At 63.4% G+C, this 14,805-nt stretch carries 15 protein-coding genes and 1 riboswitch; of the genes, 8 read left to right on the top strand and 7 right to left on the bottom strand.

Annotated elements, in window-relative coordinates:
• Positions 1-100: 100 nt before the first annotated feature.
• From OEG82_RS01430 to OEG82_RS01420, 3 genes are read left to right on the top strand one after another with little or no spacing between them, the layout of a single operon-like run.
• Positions 101-442: an ArsR/SmtB family transcription factor gene (locus OEG82_RS01430; RefSeq protein ID WP_267610684.1), complete on the top strand. Its 342-nt coding sequence runs from the start codon at positions 101-103 to the stop codon at positions 440-442.
• On the top strand, positions 439-918 hold the full coding sequence (locus OEG82_RS01425) for an SRPBCC family protein (protein ID WP_267610683.1): 480 nt from the start codon (positions 439-441) through the stop codon (positions 916-918). The genes OEG82_RS01430 and OEG82_RS01425 overlap by 4 nt, the downstream gene beginning before the upstream one ends.
• The gene (locus OEG82_RS01420; RefSeq protein WP_267610682.1) at positions 918-1,793 is read left to right on the top strand and encodes an SRPBCC family protein; all 876 of its coding nucleotides are present in this window, start codon (positions 918-920) and stop codon (positions 1,791-1,793) included. The genes OEG82_RS01425 and OEG82_RS01420 overlap by 1 nt, the downstream gene beginning before the upstream one ends.
• A gap of 17 nt (positions 1,794-1,810) precedes the next feature.
• Here the strand turns inward: OEG82_RS01420 and OEG82_RS01415 are convergent, their stop codons facing one another.
• From OEG82_RS01415 to blaOXA, 7 genes are all read right to left on the bottom strand, one after another.
• Entirely contained in the window at positions 1,811-3,088 is a 1,278-nt protein-coding gene (locus OEG82_RS01415; RefSeq protein ID WP_267610681.1) for a GAF domain-containing sensor histidine kinase, read from the bottom strand.
• 75 nt (positions 3,089-3,163) lie between these two features.
• Complete coding sequence (locus OEG82_RS01410; RefSeq protein ID WP_267610680.1) at positions 3,164-3,877, bottom strand: septation protein A; 714 nt, start codon at positions 3,875-3,877, stop codon at positions 3,164-3,166.
• Positions 3,874-5,544 (bottom strand): signal recognition particle-docking protein FtsY, encoded by a 1,671-nt coding sequence (ftsY, locus tag OEG82_RS01405; RefSeq protein WP_267610679.1) that lies wholly within the window; start codon positions 5,542-5,544, stop codon positions 3,874-3,876. Before ftsY ends, OEG82_RS01410 begins: the two co-directional genes overlap by 4 nt.
• Positions 5,545-5,568: 24 nt before the next feature.
• Entirely contained in the window at positions 5,569-6,882 is a 1,314-nt protein-coding gene (mtaB, locus tag OEG82_RS01400) for a tRNA (N(6)-L-threonylcarbamoyladenosine(37)-C(2))-methylthiotransferase MtaB (RefSeq protein ID WP_267610677.1), read from the bottom strand.
• A complete protein-coding gene (gene dapF / locus OEG82_RS01395) occupies positions 6,879-7,757 on the bottom strand; it encodes a diaminopimelate epimerase (RefSeq protein WP_267610676.1) in 879 nt (292 codons plus the stop codon). The genes mtaB and dapF overlap by 4 nt, the downstream gene beginning before the upstream one ends.
• An 80-nt stretch (positions 7,758-7,837) precedes the next feature.
• Entirely contained in the window at positions 7,838-8,920 is a 1,083-nt protein-coding gene (locus tag OEG82_RS01390; RefSeq protein ID WP_267610675.1) for an MBL fold metallo-hydrolase, read from the bottom strand.
• A 76-nt stretch (positions 8,921-8,996) separates the two neighbouring features.
• On the bottom strand, positions 8,997-9,800 hold the full coding sequence (blaOXA, locus tag OEG82_RS01385) for a class D beta-lactamase (RefSeq protein WP_267610674.1): 804 nt from the start codon (positions 9,798-9,800) through the stop codon (positions 8,997-8,999).
• Positions 9,801-10,007: 207 nt separating this feature from the next.
• Between blaOXA and OEG82_RS01380 the strand changes: the two genes are divergently transcribed.
• The 5 genes from OEG82_RS01380 (at position 10,008) to OEG82_RS01360 (ending at position 14,803) form a co-directional block, all read left to right on the top strand.
• Entirely contained in the window at positions 10,008-10,436 is a 429-nt protein-coding gene (locus tag OEG82_RS01380) for a hypothetical protein (protein WP_267610673.1), read from the top strand.
• Positions 10,437-10,706: 270 nt separating this feature from the next.
• Positions 10,707-12,371, top strand: a complete 1,665-nt coding sequence (locus OEG82_RS01375) for a diguanylate cyclase (RefSeq protein ID WP_267610672.1) — start codon at positions 10,707-10,709, stop codon at positions 12,369-12,371.
• 158 nt (positions 12,372-12,529) lie between these two features.
• Positions 12,530-12,643, top strand: a riboswitch (TPP riboswitch).
• Positions 12,638-13,246, top strand: coding sequence for a YkoF family thiamine/hydroxymethylpyrimidine-binding protein (locus tag OEG82_RS01370; protein WP_267610671.1), 609 nt, complete (start codon positions 12,638-12,640; stop codon positions 13,244-13,246). (Overlaps the previous riboswitch by 6 nt.)
• Before the next feature lie 4 nt (positions 13,247-13,250).
• On the top strand, positions 13,251-14,039 hold the full coding sequence (locus OEG82_RS01365; RefSeq protein WP_267610670.1) for an ABC transporter permease: 789 nt from the start codon (positions 13,251-13,253) through the stop codon (positions 14,037-14,039).
• On the top strand, positions 14,036-14,803 hold the full coding sequence (locus tag OEG82_RS01360; RefSeq protein ID WP_267610669.1) for an ABC transporter ATP-binding protein: 768 nt from the start codon (positions 14,036-14,038) through the stop codon (positions 14,801-14,803). Before OEG82_RS01365 ends, OEG82_RS01360 begins: the two co-directional genes overlap by 4 nt.
• Positions 14,804-14,805: the final 2 nt, after the last annotated feature.

Raw genomic sequence — 14,805 nt, 5'->3', positions numbered from 1 at the left:
AGATCGCCGGATATCGGGCGACGGCCGGGTTGATGCAAAATACCTAGCCAATCTGCTAACTGTCTCTTGACGACGGCTCGCGGCCGGGATACTTAGCTGTATGGCTAAGCATAACACCGAACTCTCGAACCTCTTTCACGCGCTGGCGGATCCGACCCGGCGGGCAATGCTGACGCGTCTGGCCAAGGGGGCCGCGCCGGTGAGCGAGCTGGCCGAGCCCACCGGACTGCGTCTGCCCACGGTGATGCGGCATCTTTCGGTGCTCGAAGACGCAGGCCTGATCGCGACCTCGAAGGACGGGAGAGTGCGCACCTGCGCCATCGTGCCCGAGGCGCTGACGCCGATGCGGACATGGCTCGATGAGCAGAAGCAAATCTGGGAATCCCGGCTCGACCGGTTGGACGACTATGTGAAAATGGTGATGGAGGAGCGAAAGAAATGACACTGAACCTGGAGCTGGATCCGGCCACGGATCTGAACTTTACCCGCACGCTGGCGGTGCCGCGGCATCTGGTATGGGAATGCTGGACCATGCCTGAGCACATCCCGCATTTCTTCGTCCCCGCCCCCCACAAGGTGACGGCGGTGGAGATCGATCTGCGGGTTGGCGGGCGGTTCAACACCACCTTCGATGTCGAGGGAAACATCATGGAAAATTCCGGCGTCTATCTCGAGGTGGTGCCACAGGAAAGGCTGGTGTTCACCGACGCCTACAGCGAAGGCTGGAAGCCGGCGTCCGAGCCTTTCATGACCGCGATCCTGCTTCTGTCCGATACCCCGGACGGCGGCACCAGCTACACCGCGATTGCCCGGCACAGGAACCCCGATACCAGGGCGAAGCATGAGAAGATGGGCTTTTTCGACGGCTGGGGCACGGTGGTGACGCAGCTTGAAACCTATGCGAAAGGACTCGCGTGATGGGCGGACGTTTTGCCATGCTGACCTTCGAGCGGCAGTTCGCCGCGCCGGTCGAAACCCTGTGGGAAGCCTGGACCGCGCCGGCCGCCCGGGCGCTCTGGGCTCCGCCTTCGCCCACGGTCACCGTGGAATTTCTCGAGGCCGATACCCGTGTCGGCGGACGCGAGATCTCGCTGTGCAAGGTGGACGGCCATCCCGACACCCGCTGCGAGGCTGGCTGGCTGGAACTGCAGCCCGCCCTGTGCAGCGTCAATTACGAGGTGATCTCGTCAGAAGGGATCACCCAGTCGGCGTCGCTGGTGACGGCAAATTTCTCCAGCCAGGGCGAAGGCAGCCGGATGGTCGTGACCGTGCAGCTGTCATCGCTGTCGGAAGACATGGAATATGGCTACCGCCAGGGATACGGCGCCGGGCTCGATAATCTCGACGCGGTGAGCGAGCGGACTATGCTGCTCAGCCGAGTGATCAAGGCGCCGCGCGATGTAGTCTGGGGCGCCTGGCTCAATCCCGAATCGCTGCCCAAATGGTGGGGCCCGGACGGGTTTTCCTGCAAGACGAAGCGGATCGACCTGCGCGCCGGTGGCGAATGGGTGTTCGACATGATCGGGCCGGACGGCACGGTCTACCCCAATCATCACCTCTATGGCGACGTCAAGACCGGAGACAGGATCGGCTACACGCTGCTTTGGGGCGAGAACGGGCCAAAACACGCCGATGCCTGGGTCGCCTTCGAGGAGGAGGACGGGGCCACCAAAATCACATTGGGCATGGTGTTCGCTACCGCAGCCGAGTTCCAGGAGGCCAAGGGTTTTGGCGCAGTCGAGCTGGGCCAGCAGACCCTGGGCAAGCTCGCGCGCTTCATTGGAGCCTCGTGACAAACAGTGTGCCCGGGTCAGTCGTGCTGCCGGTCACCCGGTGTTTCGCTTTCGAGCACCGGGTTGCCGGCAGGACGGGGCAGCTTCAGCGCGAAGGCGGTGATGCCGTCCTGGCACTCGACATCAAGGCTGCCATTGTGGGCCCGGGCGATGGATGCGGCGATGAACAGCCCCAGTCCCAGCCCTTCGCTTGTTGCCTTCTGCCCGCGCCGGAAGGGGCGAAAAAGATCGCCGATGAGGTTGTCGGGGATCGGCTCGCCGCGGTTGGAGACCGTGATTGACACTTCACCGCCGGCATCCGTGCCCGTGACGGCGATTGCCGAACCGGGAGTTGCGTGATTGGTGGCGTTCGACAACAGGTTCGAAACCGCCTGGGCAATGCGCGAGGCATCGCAATGTACGGGTCCGTCGAAGCGCAAATCGAGGTCGATCCGGTGCTGCGGCGCTGCCATGCGGATTTCCTCCACCACGTCGTTGATGGCTTGTGCAAGCGGCGCGTCCGGGGTTGCCGCGATGCGGATGCCGCCGCCCAGACGGGATTTGGCATGCATCATGATGTTGTCGATCAGTTCGTTCATGCGGCGCATCGAGGAGCGCATCAGCGGCAGAACCGCTGTGATTTTTCCAGGTTCGGGGTGTCTTTCAAGCTGGCGAAGCCCTGCACCGAATGCAGCGACCGGATTGCGCAGATCGTGACCCAGAACTGCGACAAATTCTTCCTGAATCTGCGCCAGTTCACGCTCTTTTCTGAGCAGCAGTTCCTGAGCGGCCAACTGTTCCTCGTTCTCCAGCGTCTGGCTGATCACGCTGGCAAACATTTCCAGCATGGCGACAACACGCGGATGCTTGACATCGCGCACCTCGGTGTCGATGGCGCATAAAGTACCAAAGAAGCTGCCATCGCTGCGGTAGATCGGGATCGAGGCATAGCTGACAATGCCGAAGTTCATCGCGATGGGGTGGTTCTGATACACATCGTCGGTGGCAACATCATTGAACAGCACCCGCTGTCCGGTGGTGCGGACCGACTGGCAGAAGGTTGACCGGATTTCGATCTCGTCGCCGGAGACAAGGCCGAAATTGACCTCGTCAACGGTACGGCATGCGACCCAGCGGTCGGCCGTCACCCGGGCGACGGCGGCAAAGCGCATATTGGTGGCCAGCATGATGGTTTCCAACACCGTGCCGATCACCTCGCTGCCGGTCATGATGTCTATGTCAGACTGGAAATCATGGTCTCCCGCCAGATAGGCAGCATGGCTTTGAAGAGCTGTGCGCTTTGCTATTTCATTCATCTGGCTCAGTCCTCCGTTGGTTTCGCCCGGGTTCCGGCTTCAGGCCGGCAACGGCCTTCCGGCCGCATCGGCGTCTCAGGCCTGCTTCTGTTCCACCTCTTCGGGCAGTGCATGGCGCTGCATCAGCGGCAGTTGCATCAGCGTGAAGACGATTGACAGCGGCATGTTGCCCCAGACCTTGAAGGTGATCCAGAAGTCGGTGGAGAAATTGCGCCAGATCACCTCGTTGATCAGCGCCATCAGCAGGAAGAACAGGCCCCAGCGGAAAGTCAGGATGCGCCAGCCTTCGGCATCGAGCTTGAAGGCCGAATCGAAGACATAGCCAAGGAAGGATTTCTTGAACAGAAGGCCGCCCAGCAGGATCACGCCGAACATGGTGTTGATGATGGTCGGCTTGACCTTGATGAAGGTCTCGTCCTGCAGCCACAGCGTCAGCGCGCCGAAGATCAGCACGATGACGCCCGACAGCAGCGGCATGATCGGCAGCGTCCGGGTCAGCATCCAGGAGGCCGTCAGCGCAATCGCGGTGGCGATCATGAAACAGGCGGTGCCGACAAAGATCGGACCGCCGATATCGGCCAGGAACGGCACCCGCTCGGAGATCCAGGCGCCCCGGGCATTGGCGAAGAAGAACACCATCAGCGGCCCCAGCTCCAGCACCAGCTTGAGCAGCGGATTGACATGCTTGCGCTGCGGATCGCCCGGATCGCGCTCGAACACATGGATTTCGGTCTCGGCAGCCCCGGCTTCGGGTGGCTTGTTGTTGCCGTGTTCGATGGGGGCGCTCATGTCATGTCTCCGGCCGGTTGTCCGGCAATGGCGGATGCGAAATCGGCCGCCTCAAAGGGTTCGAGATCGTCTACACCCTCGCCGACACCGACGAAATAGACAGGCAATTTATGTTTTGCGGCAATGGCGACGAGGATGCCGCCGCGCGCCGTGCCGTCGAGCTTGGTCATCACCAGTCCGTTGACGCCGGCGACATTCTTGAAGATCTCGACCTGGCCCAGCGCATTCTGGCCGGTGGTGGCATCCAGCGTCAGCAGCACCGTGTGCGGCGCTTCCGGATCCAGCTTGCCGATCACGCGCACCACCTTGGCCAGCTCGTCCATCAGCTCGGTGCGGTTTTGCAGCCGCCCGGCGGTGTCGATGATCAGCACATCGGCGCCGTCGGTGCGCGCGGTCTCGAAGGCCTCATAGGCCAGCCCCGCCGCATCGGCGCCGAGCTTGGTCGAAACCACTTTCGAGCCGGTGCGGTCGCCCCAGATCTTGAGCTGCTCGATCGCCGCGGCGCGGAACGTGTCGCCGGCTGCCAGCATCACCTTCAGCCCGCCGGCGCTGAGCTTTGCAGAGAGCTTGCCGATGGTGGTGGTCTTGCCGGTGCCGTTGACACCGACCACCAGGATCACATGCGGCTTGTGGCTGAGATCGAGCTCCAGCGGCCTGGCCACCGGTTGGAGCACGCGGGTGATCTCGTCGGCCATCACCTTCTGCACTTCCGCCGGTGAAATGTCCTTGCCATAGCGGCTGGCCGACAGCGCATCGGTGATCCGCATCGCGGTCTCGACGCCGAGATCGGCCTGCAGCAGGATATCCTCCAGTTCTTCCAGCGTGTCCTCGTCCAGCTTGCGCTTGGTGAAGATGCCGCTGATCTGGCCGGTGAGCTGGCCCGAGGTGCGCGACAGTCCCTTGCGCAGACGCTGCCACCAGTTGGATTTCTCTTCCTGCACGGGCTCGGGCGCCACAACCGGCTCGCGCGCAGAAACGGTGTCGCGAACCACCACATTGCGCGGCAGCGGCGCCGGTGCCGGCTCCGGTTCGGGCTGGGTTGCGGGCTCTGGTTCCGGCTCGGATTGTGCTGCCGGCTCGGGCTCGGGCTCGGGCTCGGACTGTGCTGCGGGTTCGGGCCCTTCTTCCGGAACCGGTGCGACCGCAGGAGCAGGAGTCTCATCGGGGACCGGCGCAATGGCGGGATCGGCGGTTAGTTCCTCCGGCGCCAGCCCGTCCTCGGGGCCTTCGGCCACGGGCTCGGCATGGACCGGCTGTGCAGGCGTCACTGCAAGCTCGGGCGCAGTTTCGGGCGCGGGCGGGATCTCGCCGTCGGGTGCAGGCGCAATCGCCGGATCGGCGGTGATCTCCTCGGGGGGCAGCCCCTCGTCCGGGGCTTCGGCCGCGGTTTCGGCCGGCTGATCCGGGATTGGCGGTTCGCCGGCATGGTCCTCGTCGGCAGGTGCAGGCGGCGACAGCTCGTCCGCGGGGGCTGTCTCCGGGGTGAACTGCATGGCGCCGTCCTGGGGGAAGGACTGTTCTGGCGCATCTGCGGGTGCCTCTGGGGCAGGCGCCGTCTCGGGCAGGCTCTGTGTTGCTGCCTCCGGTGCCGGTTCGGTCGCGGGATCCGGCACGACTTCCTTGTTCCGCCCGAAGGAGAAAACTTTCTTGATGAAGTTGAGCGCCATGCCTGTCTGCCGTCCTTGCTGGGGTCAGCCCGTGGCGCGGGTCGGGAGAGGGGTCCCGTCGTCCGCTGCCGTGCCAACCAGTTCGCCGGTCAGGTGATCGCCATCCCGTCCGGTCACCCGTATCACCGCCATCTGGCCCCTTGGCGCGTTTGACGCAACCACCGGGGTGAAATTTTCCGTCCGCGCCGTGCCTGAAAACTCGACCAGCACCGAATGCGTGCCGCCCTTTCCGGCCATGTCCGCAAGATGCGCGTCATAGGCCTTGTCGCCATGGGCCCGCAGCCGCGCGGCGCGTTGCTTGATCAGGCCGCGGTCAAGCTGCGGCATCCGTGCCGCCGGGGTTCCCTCCCGCGGCGAATAGGGAAAGACATGCAGAAAGGCAATGCCGCATTCGTCGATGATGTCGAGCGAGCGGGCAAACATCTCTTCCGTCTCGGTCGGAAACCCGGCAATCAGATCGGCGCCGAAGGCAAATCCCGGCCTGAGATCACGCACGGTGCGGCAGAACTTGATCGCATCGTCGCGGCCGTGCCGCCGTTTCATCCGCTTGAGGATCATGTCGTCGCCATGCTGCAGCGACAGGTGCAGATGAGGCATGAAGCGCGGTTCGCTGGCGATCAGATCCATCAGCGTGTCGTCGACCTCGATCGAATCAATCGACGACAGCCTTAGCCGTTTCAGCTCCGGCACCTGCCTGAGAATGGTGGCGGCCAGCGTGCCGAGCTTTGGCTGTCCGGGCAGGTCGGCGCCATAGCTGGTGGCGTCGACCCCGGTAATGACGGCTTCGTCATAGCCATTGTCGACCAGCTTGGCGATCTGCTCGACCACCGCGCCCATCGGCACCGAGCGGGAATTGCCGCGGCCAAAGGGAATCACGCAGAAGGTGCAGCGATGATCGCAGCCGTTCTGCACCTGCACGAAGGCGCGGGCATGGCCGGACACCGCCTCGATCATCTGCGGCGCGGTCTCGCGCACCGACATGATGTCGTTGACGCGGATCTTTTCGCTCTCGGCGACGCCGAAATCCGGCAATTTGCGATAGGTCGAAACCCGGCCCTTGTCGTCATTGCCGATCACCGCGTCGACCTCGGCCATCGCCGCAAAGGTCTCCGGCTCGGTCTGGGCGGCGCAGCCCGACACGACGATGCGGGCATCGGGGTTTTCGCGCCGCGCCCGGCGGATCGATTGCCCGGCCTGGCGCACCGCGTCGGCGGTCACCGCGCAGGTGTTGACCAGAATCGCATTGTTGAGCCCGGCGGTCTCAGCCGCGGTGCGCATGGTCTCGGATTCGAAGGTGTTGAGCCGGCATCCGAATGTCAGGACGCGGACACCGCTCACGCTACCGCCTCTTCAGCCAGCCAGCCGCCGGTTGCGGGATTGACCCGGCCTGAAAATTCCCATTCGGCCGGGCCGGTCATGACCACGTGATTGTTGGCGCGCCAGTCGATCTTCAGCGGCCCGCCGGGCAGGTTGACGGTGACGACGCGGCCGGTGCGGTCGGTGCGCGAGGCCGAGACGGCGGCCGCACAGGCGGCCGAGCCGCAGGCGCGGGTCAGGCCGACGCCGCGCTCCCAGGTTCTCAAATCCATGGTCGACGCATCGATCACCCGGGCAATCGAGATATTGGCGCGTTCGGGAAAGATCGGGTGGTTTTCCAGCAATGGTCCGAAGCGCTCGAGATCATGCGCCCAGACATCGTCCTTGACCCAGAAGATCGCATGCGGATTGCCCATCGACATCACCGAGGGCGAATGCAGCAGCGGCGCGTCAATCGGGCCGATCTGCAATTCGATGCGGGTGGTGTCGAAAAACTCTTCGGCCAGCGGGATCCTGTCCCAGCGGAATTCCGGCACGCCCATGTCGACCGAGATCAGCCCGTCCTCGTGCTCTTCGGCATTGAGAATGCCGGCCAGCGTCTTGAAGGTGAAACTCTTGCGTCCGGTTTCCGATGCCAGCGCCTGCACCACGCATCTTGTGCCGTTGCCGCAGGCCTGGGCGCGGGTGCCGTCGCGGTTGAGAATGTCGATGCGGTAATCGACGCCGTGAATCTCGGTGTCATGGATCGCCATGATCTGGTCAAAGCCGGTGCGTTCGCCGGACGCCAGCGCAATCGCGGCTTCCGCAGTCACGGCATCGCTGCGGCCGCGCATGTCGATGACGACAATGTCGTTGCCCAGTCCGTTCATCTTGGCGAAAGGGACCATCGGTTCCATGCTGCGCATCCGTTGCTGTTGACGGCCTATATGGCAAAAATGCACCGCAATTACCAGTGCGGGGCCACCAGGCTCAGCGCCTAAACGCTCGTGGCGGGCGCTTCCCAGCTTTCGCCGGCATGCAGCGGCCGGAACCGGTCTTTGGCCACGCCTTTTTCGGCCAGCTTGGCATCAAGCACCTCCGCCGGCGCGTCGCGGCCCTCGTCGGTGAGCTGGAAGGTGCCCCAGTGATGGCCCAGCGCAAATTCGGCGCCCGACATCAGAAAGCCGTCAATCGCCTCGTCGGGATTCTGGTGCTGATCCTTCATGAACCAGCGTGGCTCATAGGCGCCAACCGGCAGGATCGCGGCGCGGAACTTGCCGTGCTTTTCGCGGGCGTTCTTGTAGGGCCGGCCCTTGTCGAAGCCGGTGTCGCCGATATGCAGGATCTTGCCACCGGCGGTCTCGATCACAAAGGCCGCCCAGAGCGCCATCGAACGGTCGTTCATGCCGCGCGCCGACCAGTGATGGCAGGGCTCGAAATGGATGGTGGCCGGACCGGATTCGACCGACTGGCCCCAGTCGGCGGTGATCACCCGCATGCTCGGCGTGTGCGCATGGATGATGGCGTCATTGCCCAAGGGCGTGACCACCAGCGGATTGTGCGCCTGTCTGAGCCGCGCCAGTGTGACAAGATCGAGATGGTCGTAATGATTGTGGCTGAGCAGCACCAGGTCGATCTCGGGCAGATCCTCGAATGCAATGCCGGGAGCGGTGACCCGCTTCGGCCCGGCAAAGGAGAGCGGACTGGCGCGGTCGGACCAGACCGGGTCGGTGAGAATATTGAGCCCGGCCGTCTGGATCAGCATGGTGGCGTGACCGACCATGGTGATCTTCAGCGCATCGCCCTCGACCCGGGGGTCGGGCCGTGCCGGGGCAAAGGGGCTGGTGACGGTCGCCGGCCATTTCACCTGGGTGCCGCCGAATTTCCATTTCAGCAGATCGGAAAATCCCTTGGGCGAGGCGCCGTCGGGATTGAAGAACCGCGTCCCGTCGAAATGATCGCTGACCGGACCGGAATGATAGCGGTTGGCATTGCGGGAAAGAGCCATGGAGGTCCCCGATGCGCCAAGGCCGAAAAGGGCGGCAAGCGCGGAAAATTTGAGAAAGGAGCGACGTTTCATGGTTTGAAATATGGGGGCGAGGGCCATGCGGTCAAGGCAGGACGGAATTGACCGGCCCGGATTGCATGGCCGGCGATCACGGACCGGACGAGATCAGCTCGGGCCACGCTTTCAGGAACGCCTGTTTGTTTCTGATCCCGGCGGAGCCCTTTTCGCGTTTTTCATCCTGGTTGAGCCGCGCAAACACCACAGTCCGGTCGCCTTTTTCGGCCCAGCCGACAAACCAGCCCCAGCCGCGCGCCCTGTCGAAGGATCCGTCCGCCTGGCGCGGACAGGCAGCTCCGGTCTTGCCGAAAATCGTCCATCCGCCGGCCGCAGGTGTGGCCTCGACCAGTGCCAAGGTCAGATCACGGGCGGCGGGTTTGACAGGCAGATCGCCATTGACCAGCCCACGCAGGAACGCGATCTGCTCGATCGGTGCAATTTTGAGCGAAGAGCTGATCCAGGCGCGTTCAAGCGCGTTGTTCTTGCCCGGATCGCCGGAGACATCGGCATTTCCGTAGCCGAAAGCCTGCGTGTATCGTTGAAATTCCGCCATGCCCAAGGCAGCCGTGAGCTGCTGGGAGTACCAGACGACAGAAAATTTCATCCAGCGCTGCGGATCGGTGGGCTGGGTCCAGTTTCTCCCGCCCCAGTCAGGATAGCCTGCCTTATAAGGCAGAACCGGTGCATGTGCGCCGGTGAGATAGCCCGACTCAAATCCCATCAGCGCGAGCGGGATCTTGAAGGTCGAGGCGGGGGTGACCCGGGTGCTGCAATCCCCCTGGCTCAGCAACAGCTCTCCGGATTTGGCATCGGCGATGAGGGTGCAGATGGTTCTTGCGCTTACGCCGGAGGCCGACGAGATCAGCAGGATCAGAACCGGGAGGATGTATTTCATGAATTCGGGTCCGGCATGGCAGCAGGTCAGGCTCGGGTGAGAGCTCAGTTCTGACACTGTTTGCGGGCTCCCGCAACGGTGCGGACTGCTTCGGCCTCTAAGCCGGACAGGCAAGATGAACCGACCATGAATGCTGGCTTCAGAAACGGTTCAAGCTCTGCGGGTCATGGTGGGGTCATTGAAGCACACATCACAGGGAGCCACATCATGTTGACGAAATCCATTCTCACCCTCGCCGCCGCCAGCCTGGCAGCCGTCCTCGCCCAGACCCCGGTTCGGGCCGCCGATTCATCGATCAATGCCCGCGATCATCGTGCCACCGTCGAACGCAAGATCCGCGATCACCGGGCGCCGGCGCCGGTCCAGACCCGCGACCACCGCCTCACCAAGCAGGACACCACCCGCGATCACCGCAACGGCCGCAAGAATGAAGTGGTCAAGGTGAGCCGCAAGGATTGCCGCAGCGGTGCCGAGAACCTGCGCCGCTCGGGCTACAGACAGATCAAGATGCTCGACTGCCGCGGAAGCGAATATTCCTACCTGGCCAAGAAGCACCACGCCCTGTTCGGCGCCAAGATGAACGCCTATTCGGGCAAGATGAAGGTGTCCTTCCTTGGAAACGCGCGGTCGCACTGAGACAGGCTTCAGCCCCATGAGGTGATGAAAACCAGACGCGGTGCCGGGAAATCCTTTCCGGCGCCGCGCGATCCTTGTCTGGCCGGTGCCGTCACAAACCATCCTGCAGGCCGCAGCGCGGCGGCGTCGCGGCTTGCCGGCCCGGGTTCAGGGCGGCAAGATTAGGTGGCGGATGACAAAGCTTCGTTAGGAATACTCGCGTATGGCTGGATCAGAAATCCCTGGCTGCGCGGCGGAACCCGCTCTGCCGGAACGCCTTGAGGACCGACGATGAATTATTCGACCCCGACCCTGCTGGTGATCGCACTGCTCGCGATCCTTGTTGTCGGACGAATCATCCGGTCGCCGGTAGCGCCGGGGCGCATAGCCTTCGCGCTGGCGGCGGTGGCGTCGGTCTGGTGGATCGCCATGGTCGTGCTGCGGCTCAACAGTGCGGAACTGTCGGACAAGATCCTCTTCAATCGACTCGCCTGGTTCGGCATCATCGCCACGCCGCTGTTCTGGTCGGCAGGCTTTCTTGATCATGCAGGCTTCAGCCGGGTTACCAGACCCCTGCCAATCGCCCTCATGCTCGTCCTCAGCGCGCTTGCAGGTTTCGCTGCGCTGACGGATGGCTATCACCACTGGATCTACACCGGCATCATCAACACAGAGCGGCCGAGCTTCGCCTATGGATGGCTGTTTTATGCGTTGTTGGGTGGAATGTATCTGTGCATGCTGATGGCCTGCCTGCTGTCGATTTCGCAGCTGAAACGGGCGTCTCGTCTGCACAGGCGCCAGATGATTGCGCTCCTGGTCGCAACATGTGTGCCCTGGGCATGCAATGCGGCTTTCGTCCTGTTCGAATTCCGGCTCTTCAACGATGACCCTACGCCATTTGCCTTCAGCGCGACCGTGATGGCCGTCCTGTTTGCGCATCATCGCGGAAAGCTGTTCATCGCACCGCCGATTGCGCGAGACATCATCTTCCAGATCCTGCCGGATCCGATCGTGGTGCTGGAGCCAAGCGGCCTGGTTCTCGAGGTCAATCCGGCGGCAGAGAAACTGACAGGATTCAGCGCTGAAACCGTGGGGACAAAACTCCCGTCATCCAATCCGCTGATGCAATTCCTCGCAGCAAACGCACAGAGGGAGAGCAGAAAGCCCCTCGTTCATTTCACCGCCATGGGGAAGATTTTCGAGGTGTCCATCCAGCCGCTGGAACCATGGGGCCGGCAAGGCAGTGTCATGATCGTGTTGCGCGACGTCACCGCCCGCGAAGCCGCGCAGAAAGAACTCTCCGATGCCGGGCAGGCGCTGAAGCTTCGTCTTGAAGAAAACCTGCGTCTGCAGCAAAAGCTGGAACAGCAGGCATTTCACGACCATCTGACCGGGCTTTTCAATCGCCGCCACGCCAGCACCGTCATCCCGCCGGTGCTGTCGGGTGCGAGCGGACAGGAACCGGTGTCGTTGATCATCGTGGATCTGGACTATTTCAAGCAGGTCAATGACCGCTACGGGCACGATGTCGGCGACAAGGTCCTGGCGTCCTTTGCCACGATCCTCAGCGACAGCTTGAACGACTCGGAAATGGCGTTCCGCCATGGCGGTGAGGAATTCCTCATCGTGTTGCCGGACACGAGCCGCGACCAGGCGCTGGCGCGATGCGCACAGTGGCGGCATGAATATGCCACCCGGACCATTGCCGAGCTGGAGGACGCCTTGTCCTTTTCGGCCGGAATTGCAGTCGCTCCCGAAGCCGGAACGTCGCTGGCCGCATGCTCAAAGGCGGCGGACATCGCTCTGTACCGGTCCAAGATTTCCGGGCGCAACAATGACACCGTCTGGGGAGAGCATCTCGACGGAATGGCGCGGGAAGGGTCCGTTGGCAAGGGCCCTGCGGGAGGCCACGACATGCCCGTGGTTCCGGCAGATCGCAAGGCAGCGTTGCCCTGATCCATCCGAGTTGCAACTGGATGTCCGCGCTCGCGCTCTGTCATGATCCCGTCGGACGGGACCGCTGACCTTTCCTGTCAGTGGTTCCAAGACCGCCAAAAAAATCTGCAGGGAGGGCGGCAAAACCCTTGCATTTGCATGCAAATCCTGTTGAATGCGCCTCACCACAGGGGTGCCGCGTAGAGCCGCGGCTGAGATGTGGGCGCCAAGCCCACGTACCCTCGAAGCTGATCTGGATAATGCCAGCGTAGCAAGGAGGAACCAAGATGTTCGCAGGCGCGCAAATCTCCCTTTACCCCATGACCGACGGGTTCGTCGACGTGATCCTGTCGTCGCTCTCGGCGCTCGATCCGTATCGCGAGCGGCTCAGGATCGAGACCGATGATATCTCGACGCTGATTGTCGGCCCGCCGGAAGTGCTGTTTCCGGCCCTGCGCGATCTCTATGTCGCCGCCGCCGCTTCCCGGCATCATGTCGTGCTTCGCGCCACGCTGTCGCGCGGATGCCCCGGCGAACCCGATGATCCGATCTGCCAGACCGGAGCGCTGGCCAATCCCTCCGAGCCGCTTGCAAGCCGCCAGGCCGGGGCACTGGCCGCCTTGGCTGAAGCGCCCGAGACCGGCGAGACCGCCCGGGCGCAGTTCTCGCTCTACGTCATGGGTGCCGGCGACCACATGGCCGAGATCATGGGCTGCATCGACTTTCTCAAATCAAGCGGCTGTTTCGACCGGTCGAAGAATTTTTGCACAAGGCTGACCGGCGATTCCGGCCCGGTGTTTGCCACGCTGCAGGAGGCCTTCTGCCGCTTCGGTCCACCTGCGGGCCATGTCACCATTGATCTGACGGTTTCCGCCAACAGCCCTTCGATCAGCTGATCCCATGGCTCAGTTTCCGTCCGGTGCTCCGGCGGCAAGGCTTGTCCAGGGTCTGCCGGCCATTCTAAGCGTGCTTTCCGCGCTTTGCCTGTGGGAGATCTATGTCCGGGTCTCGGGCATCTCGCCGCTGGTGTTGCCCGCGCCCTCGCGGGTGGCGGGCCAGATCGTCGCCAATCGCGACATGCTCTGGGCCAACACGCTACCGACGCTGCAGGCAACGCTGATCGGCTTCGCATTCTCGGTCTCGGTGGCCATCGCGCTGTCGTTGCTGATCGATTTCACCCCGAAGCTCAGACGGGCGCTGTTTCCGGTGTTCGTCATCAGCCAGACCCTGCCGCTGGTGGCGATCGCGCCGCTGGTGGTGCTGTGGTTCGGTTTCGGGCTGACGCCGAAGATCCTGCTGGTGGCGCTGGTCACCTTCTTCCCGATGCTGGTGGCGCTGGTTGATGGCTACGACTCCACCGAGCCCGACATCGAGGCGCTGCTCGGCTCGATGGGCGCCTCGCGGTGGAGCATTTTCCGCCGCGCCCGCTTTCCCTCGGCGATGCCCTATTTCTTCGCGGGCCTGCGGATCTCGATCACCTATGCGGTGGTGGCGGCGATATTTGCCGAATATGTCGGCGCCCGCGCCGGTCTCGGCATCGTCATTCTCAACGCCAAGAACAGTTTTCGCCCGGACCTGATGCTGGCCGCCGTGGTGATCAGTTCGTTGCTGACGCTGGTGCTGTTCGGCGCCACGGCGCTATTGCAACGCATCGTGCTGGGCTGGCGCCATGCGGGAGCTGCGCCATGAGCGCGCCCGGCAATGCCATTGCGCTGGAGCTCGATTCAGTCTCGCTGACCCTGGGCGCCACCGCGGTGCTCGACGACATCTCGCTGCATGTGGCCAAAGGCGAGTTCGTCTCGATCCTCGGGCCGTCCGGATGCGGCAAGTCCAGCCTGTTCCGGCTGCTCACCGGTGCTTTGTCTGCGGATCGCGGCAGCATCAGCGTCAATGGCGCGCCGTTGTCCTCAAAGCCCGAAGCCTTCGCCTTCATGCCGCAGCGCGACGCGCTGATGCCGTGGCGGCGGATCATCGACAATGTCATTCTCGGGCTGGAAGTCCAGGGCATGGATCGGACTGAGGCGTGCGCCAGGGTGCTGCCGCTGTTTGCGGCCTTCGGGCTTGACGGTTTCGAGCAGCATTATCCGGCGCAACTTTCGGGCGGCATGCGCCAGCGCGCGGCATTGTTGCGCACCATCGTGCAGAACCGCGCCGTGCAATTGCTCGACGAACCCTTCGGCGCGCTCGATGCGCTGACCCGGGCGGAGATGCAGGGCTGGTTCGAGCGCCGCTGGAGCCAGGCGCAGTGGACCACATTGCTGGTCACCCATGATGTGCGCGAGGCAGTGGCGCTGTCGGACCGGATCTATGTGTTCTCGCGTCGGCCCGCCCGGATCATCGCCGAATTCACCGTGCCCGGCCCCCGTCCCCGCCTCGGCCACGCGCCTTCGGCCGAAGCCGTCCAGCTCGAAGCCCAACTGCTCGACACCCTTCTCACCCAAACCGGAGACTGACC

Source organism: Hoeflea ulvae (genome assembly GCF_026619435.1).
Taxonomy (GTDB): domain Bacteria; phylum Pseudomonadota; class Alphaproteobacteria; order Rhizobiales; family Rhizobiaceae; genus Hoeflea; species Hoeflea ulvae.
The sequence above is the reverse complement of the archived record's forward strand: the minus strand, read 5'-3'. Positions and strand labels throughout refer to the sequence as shown.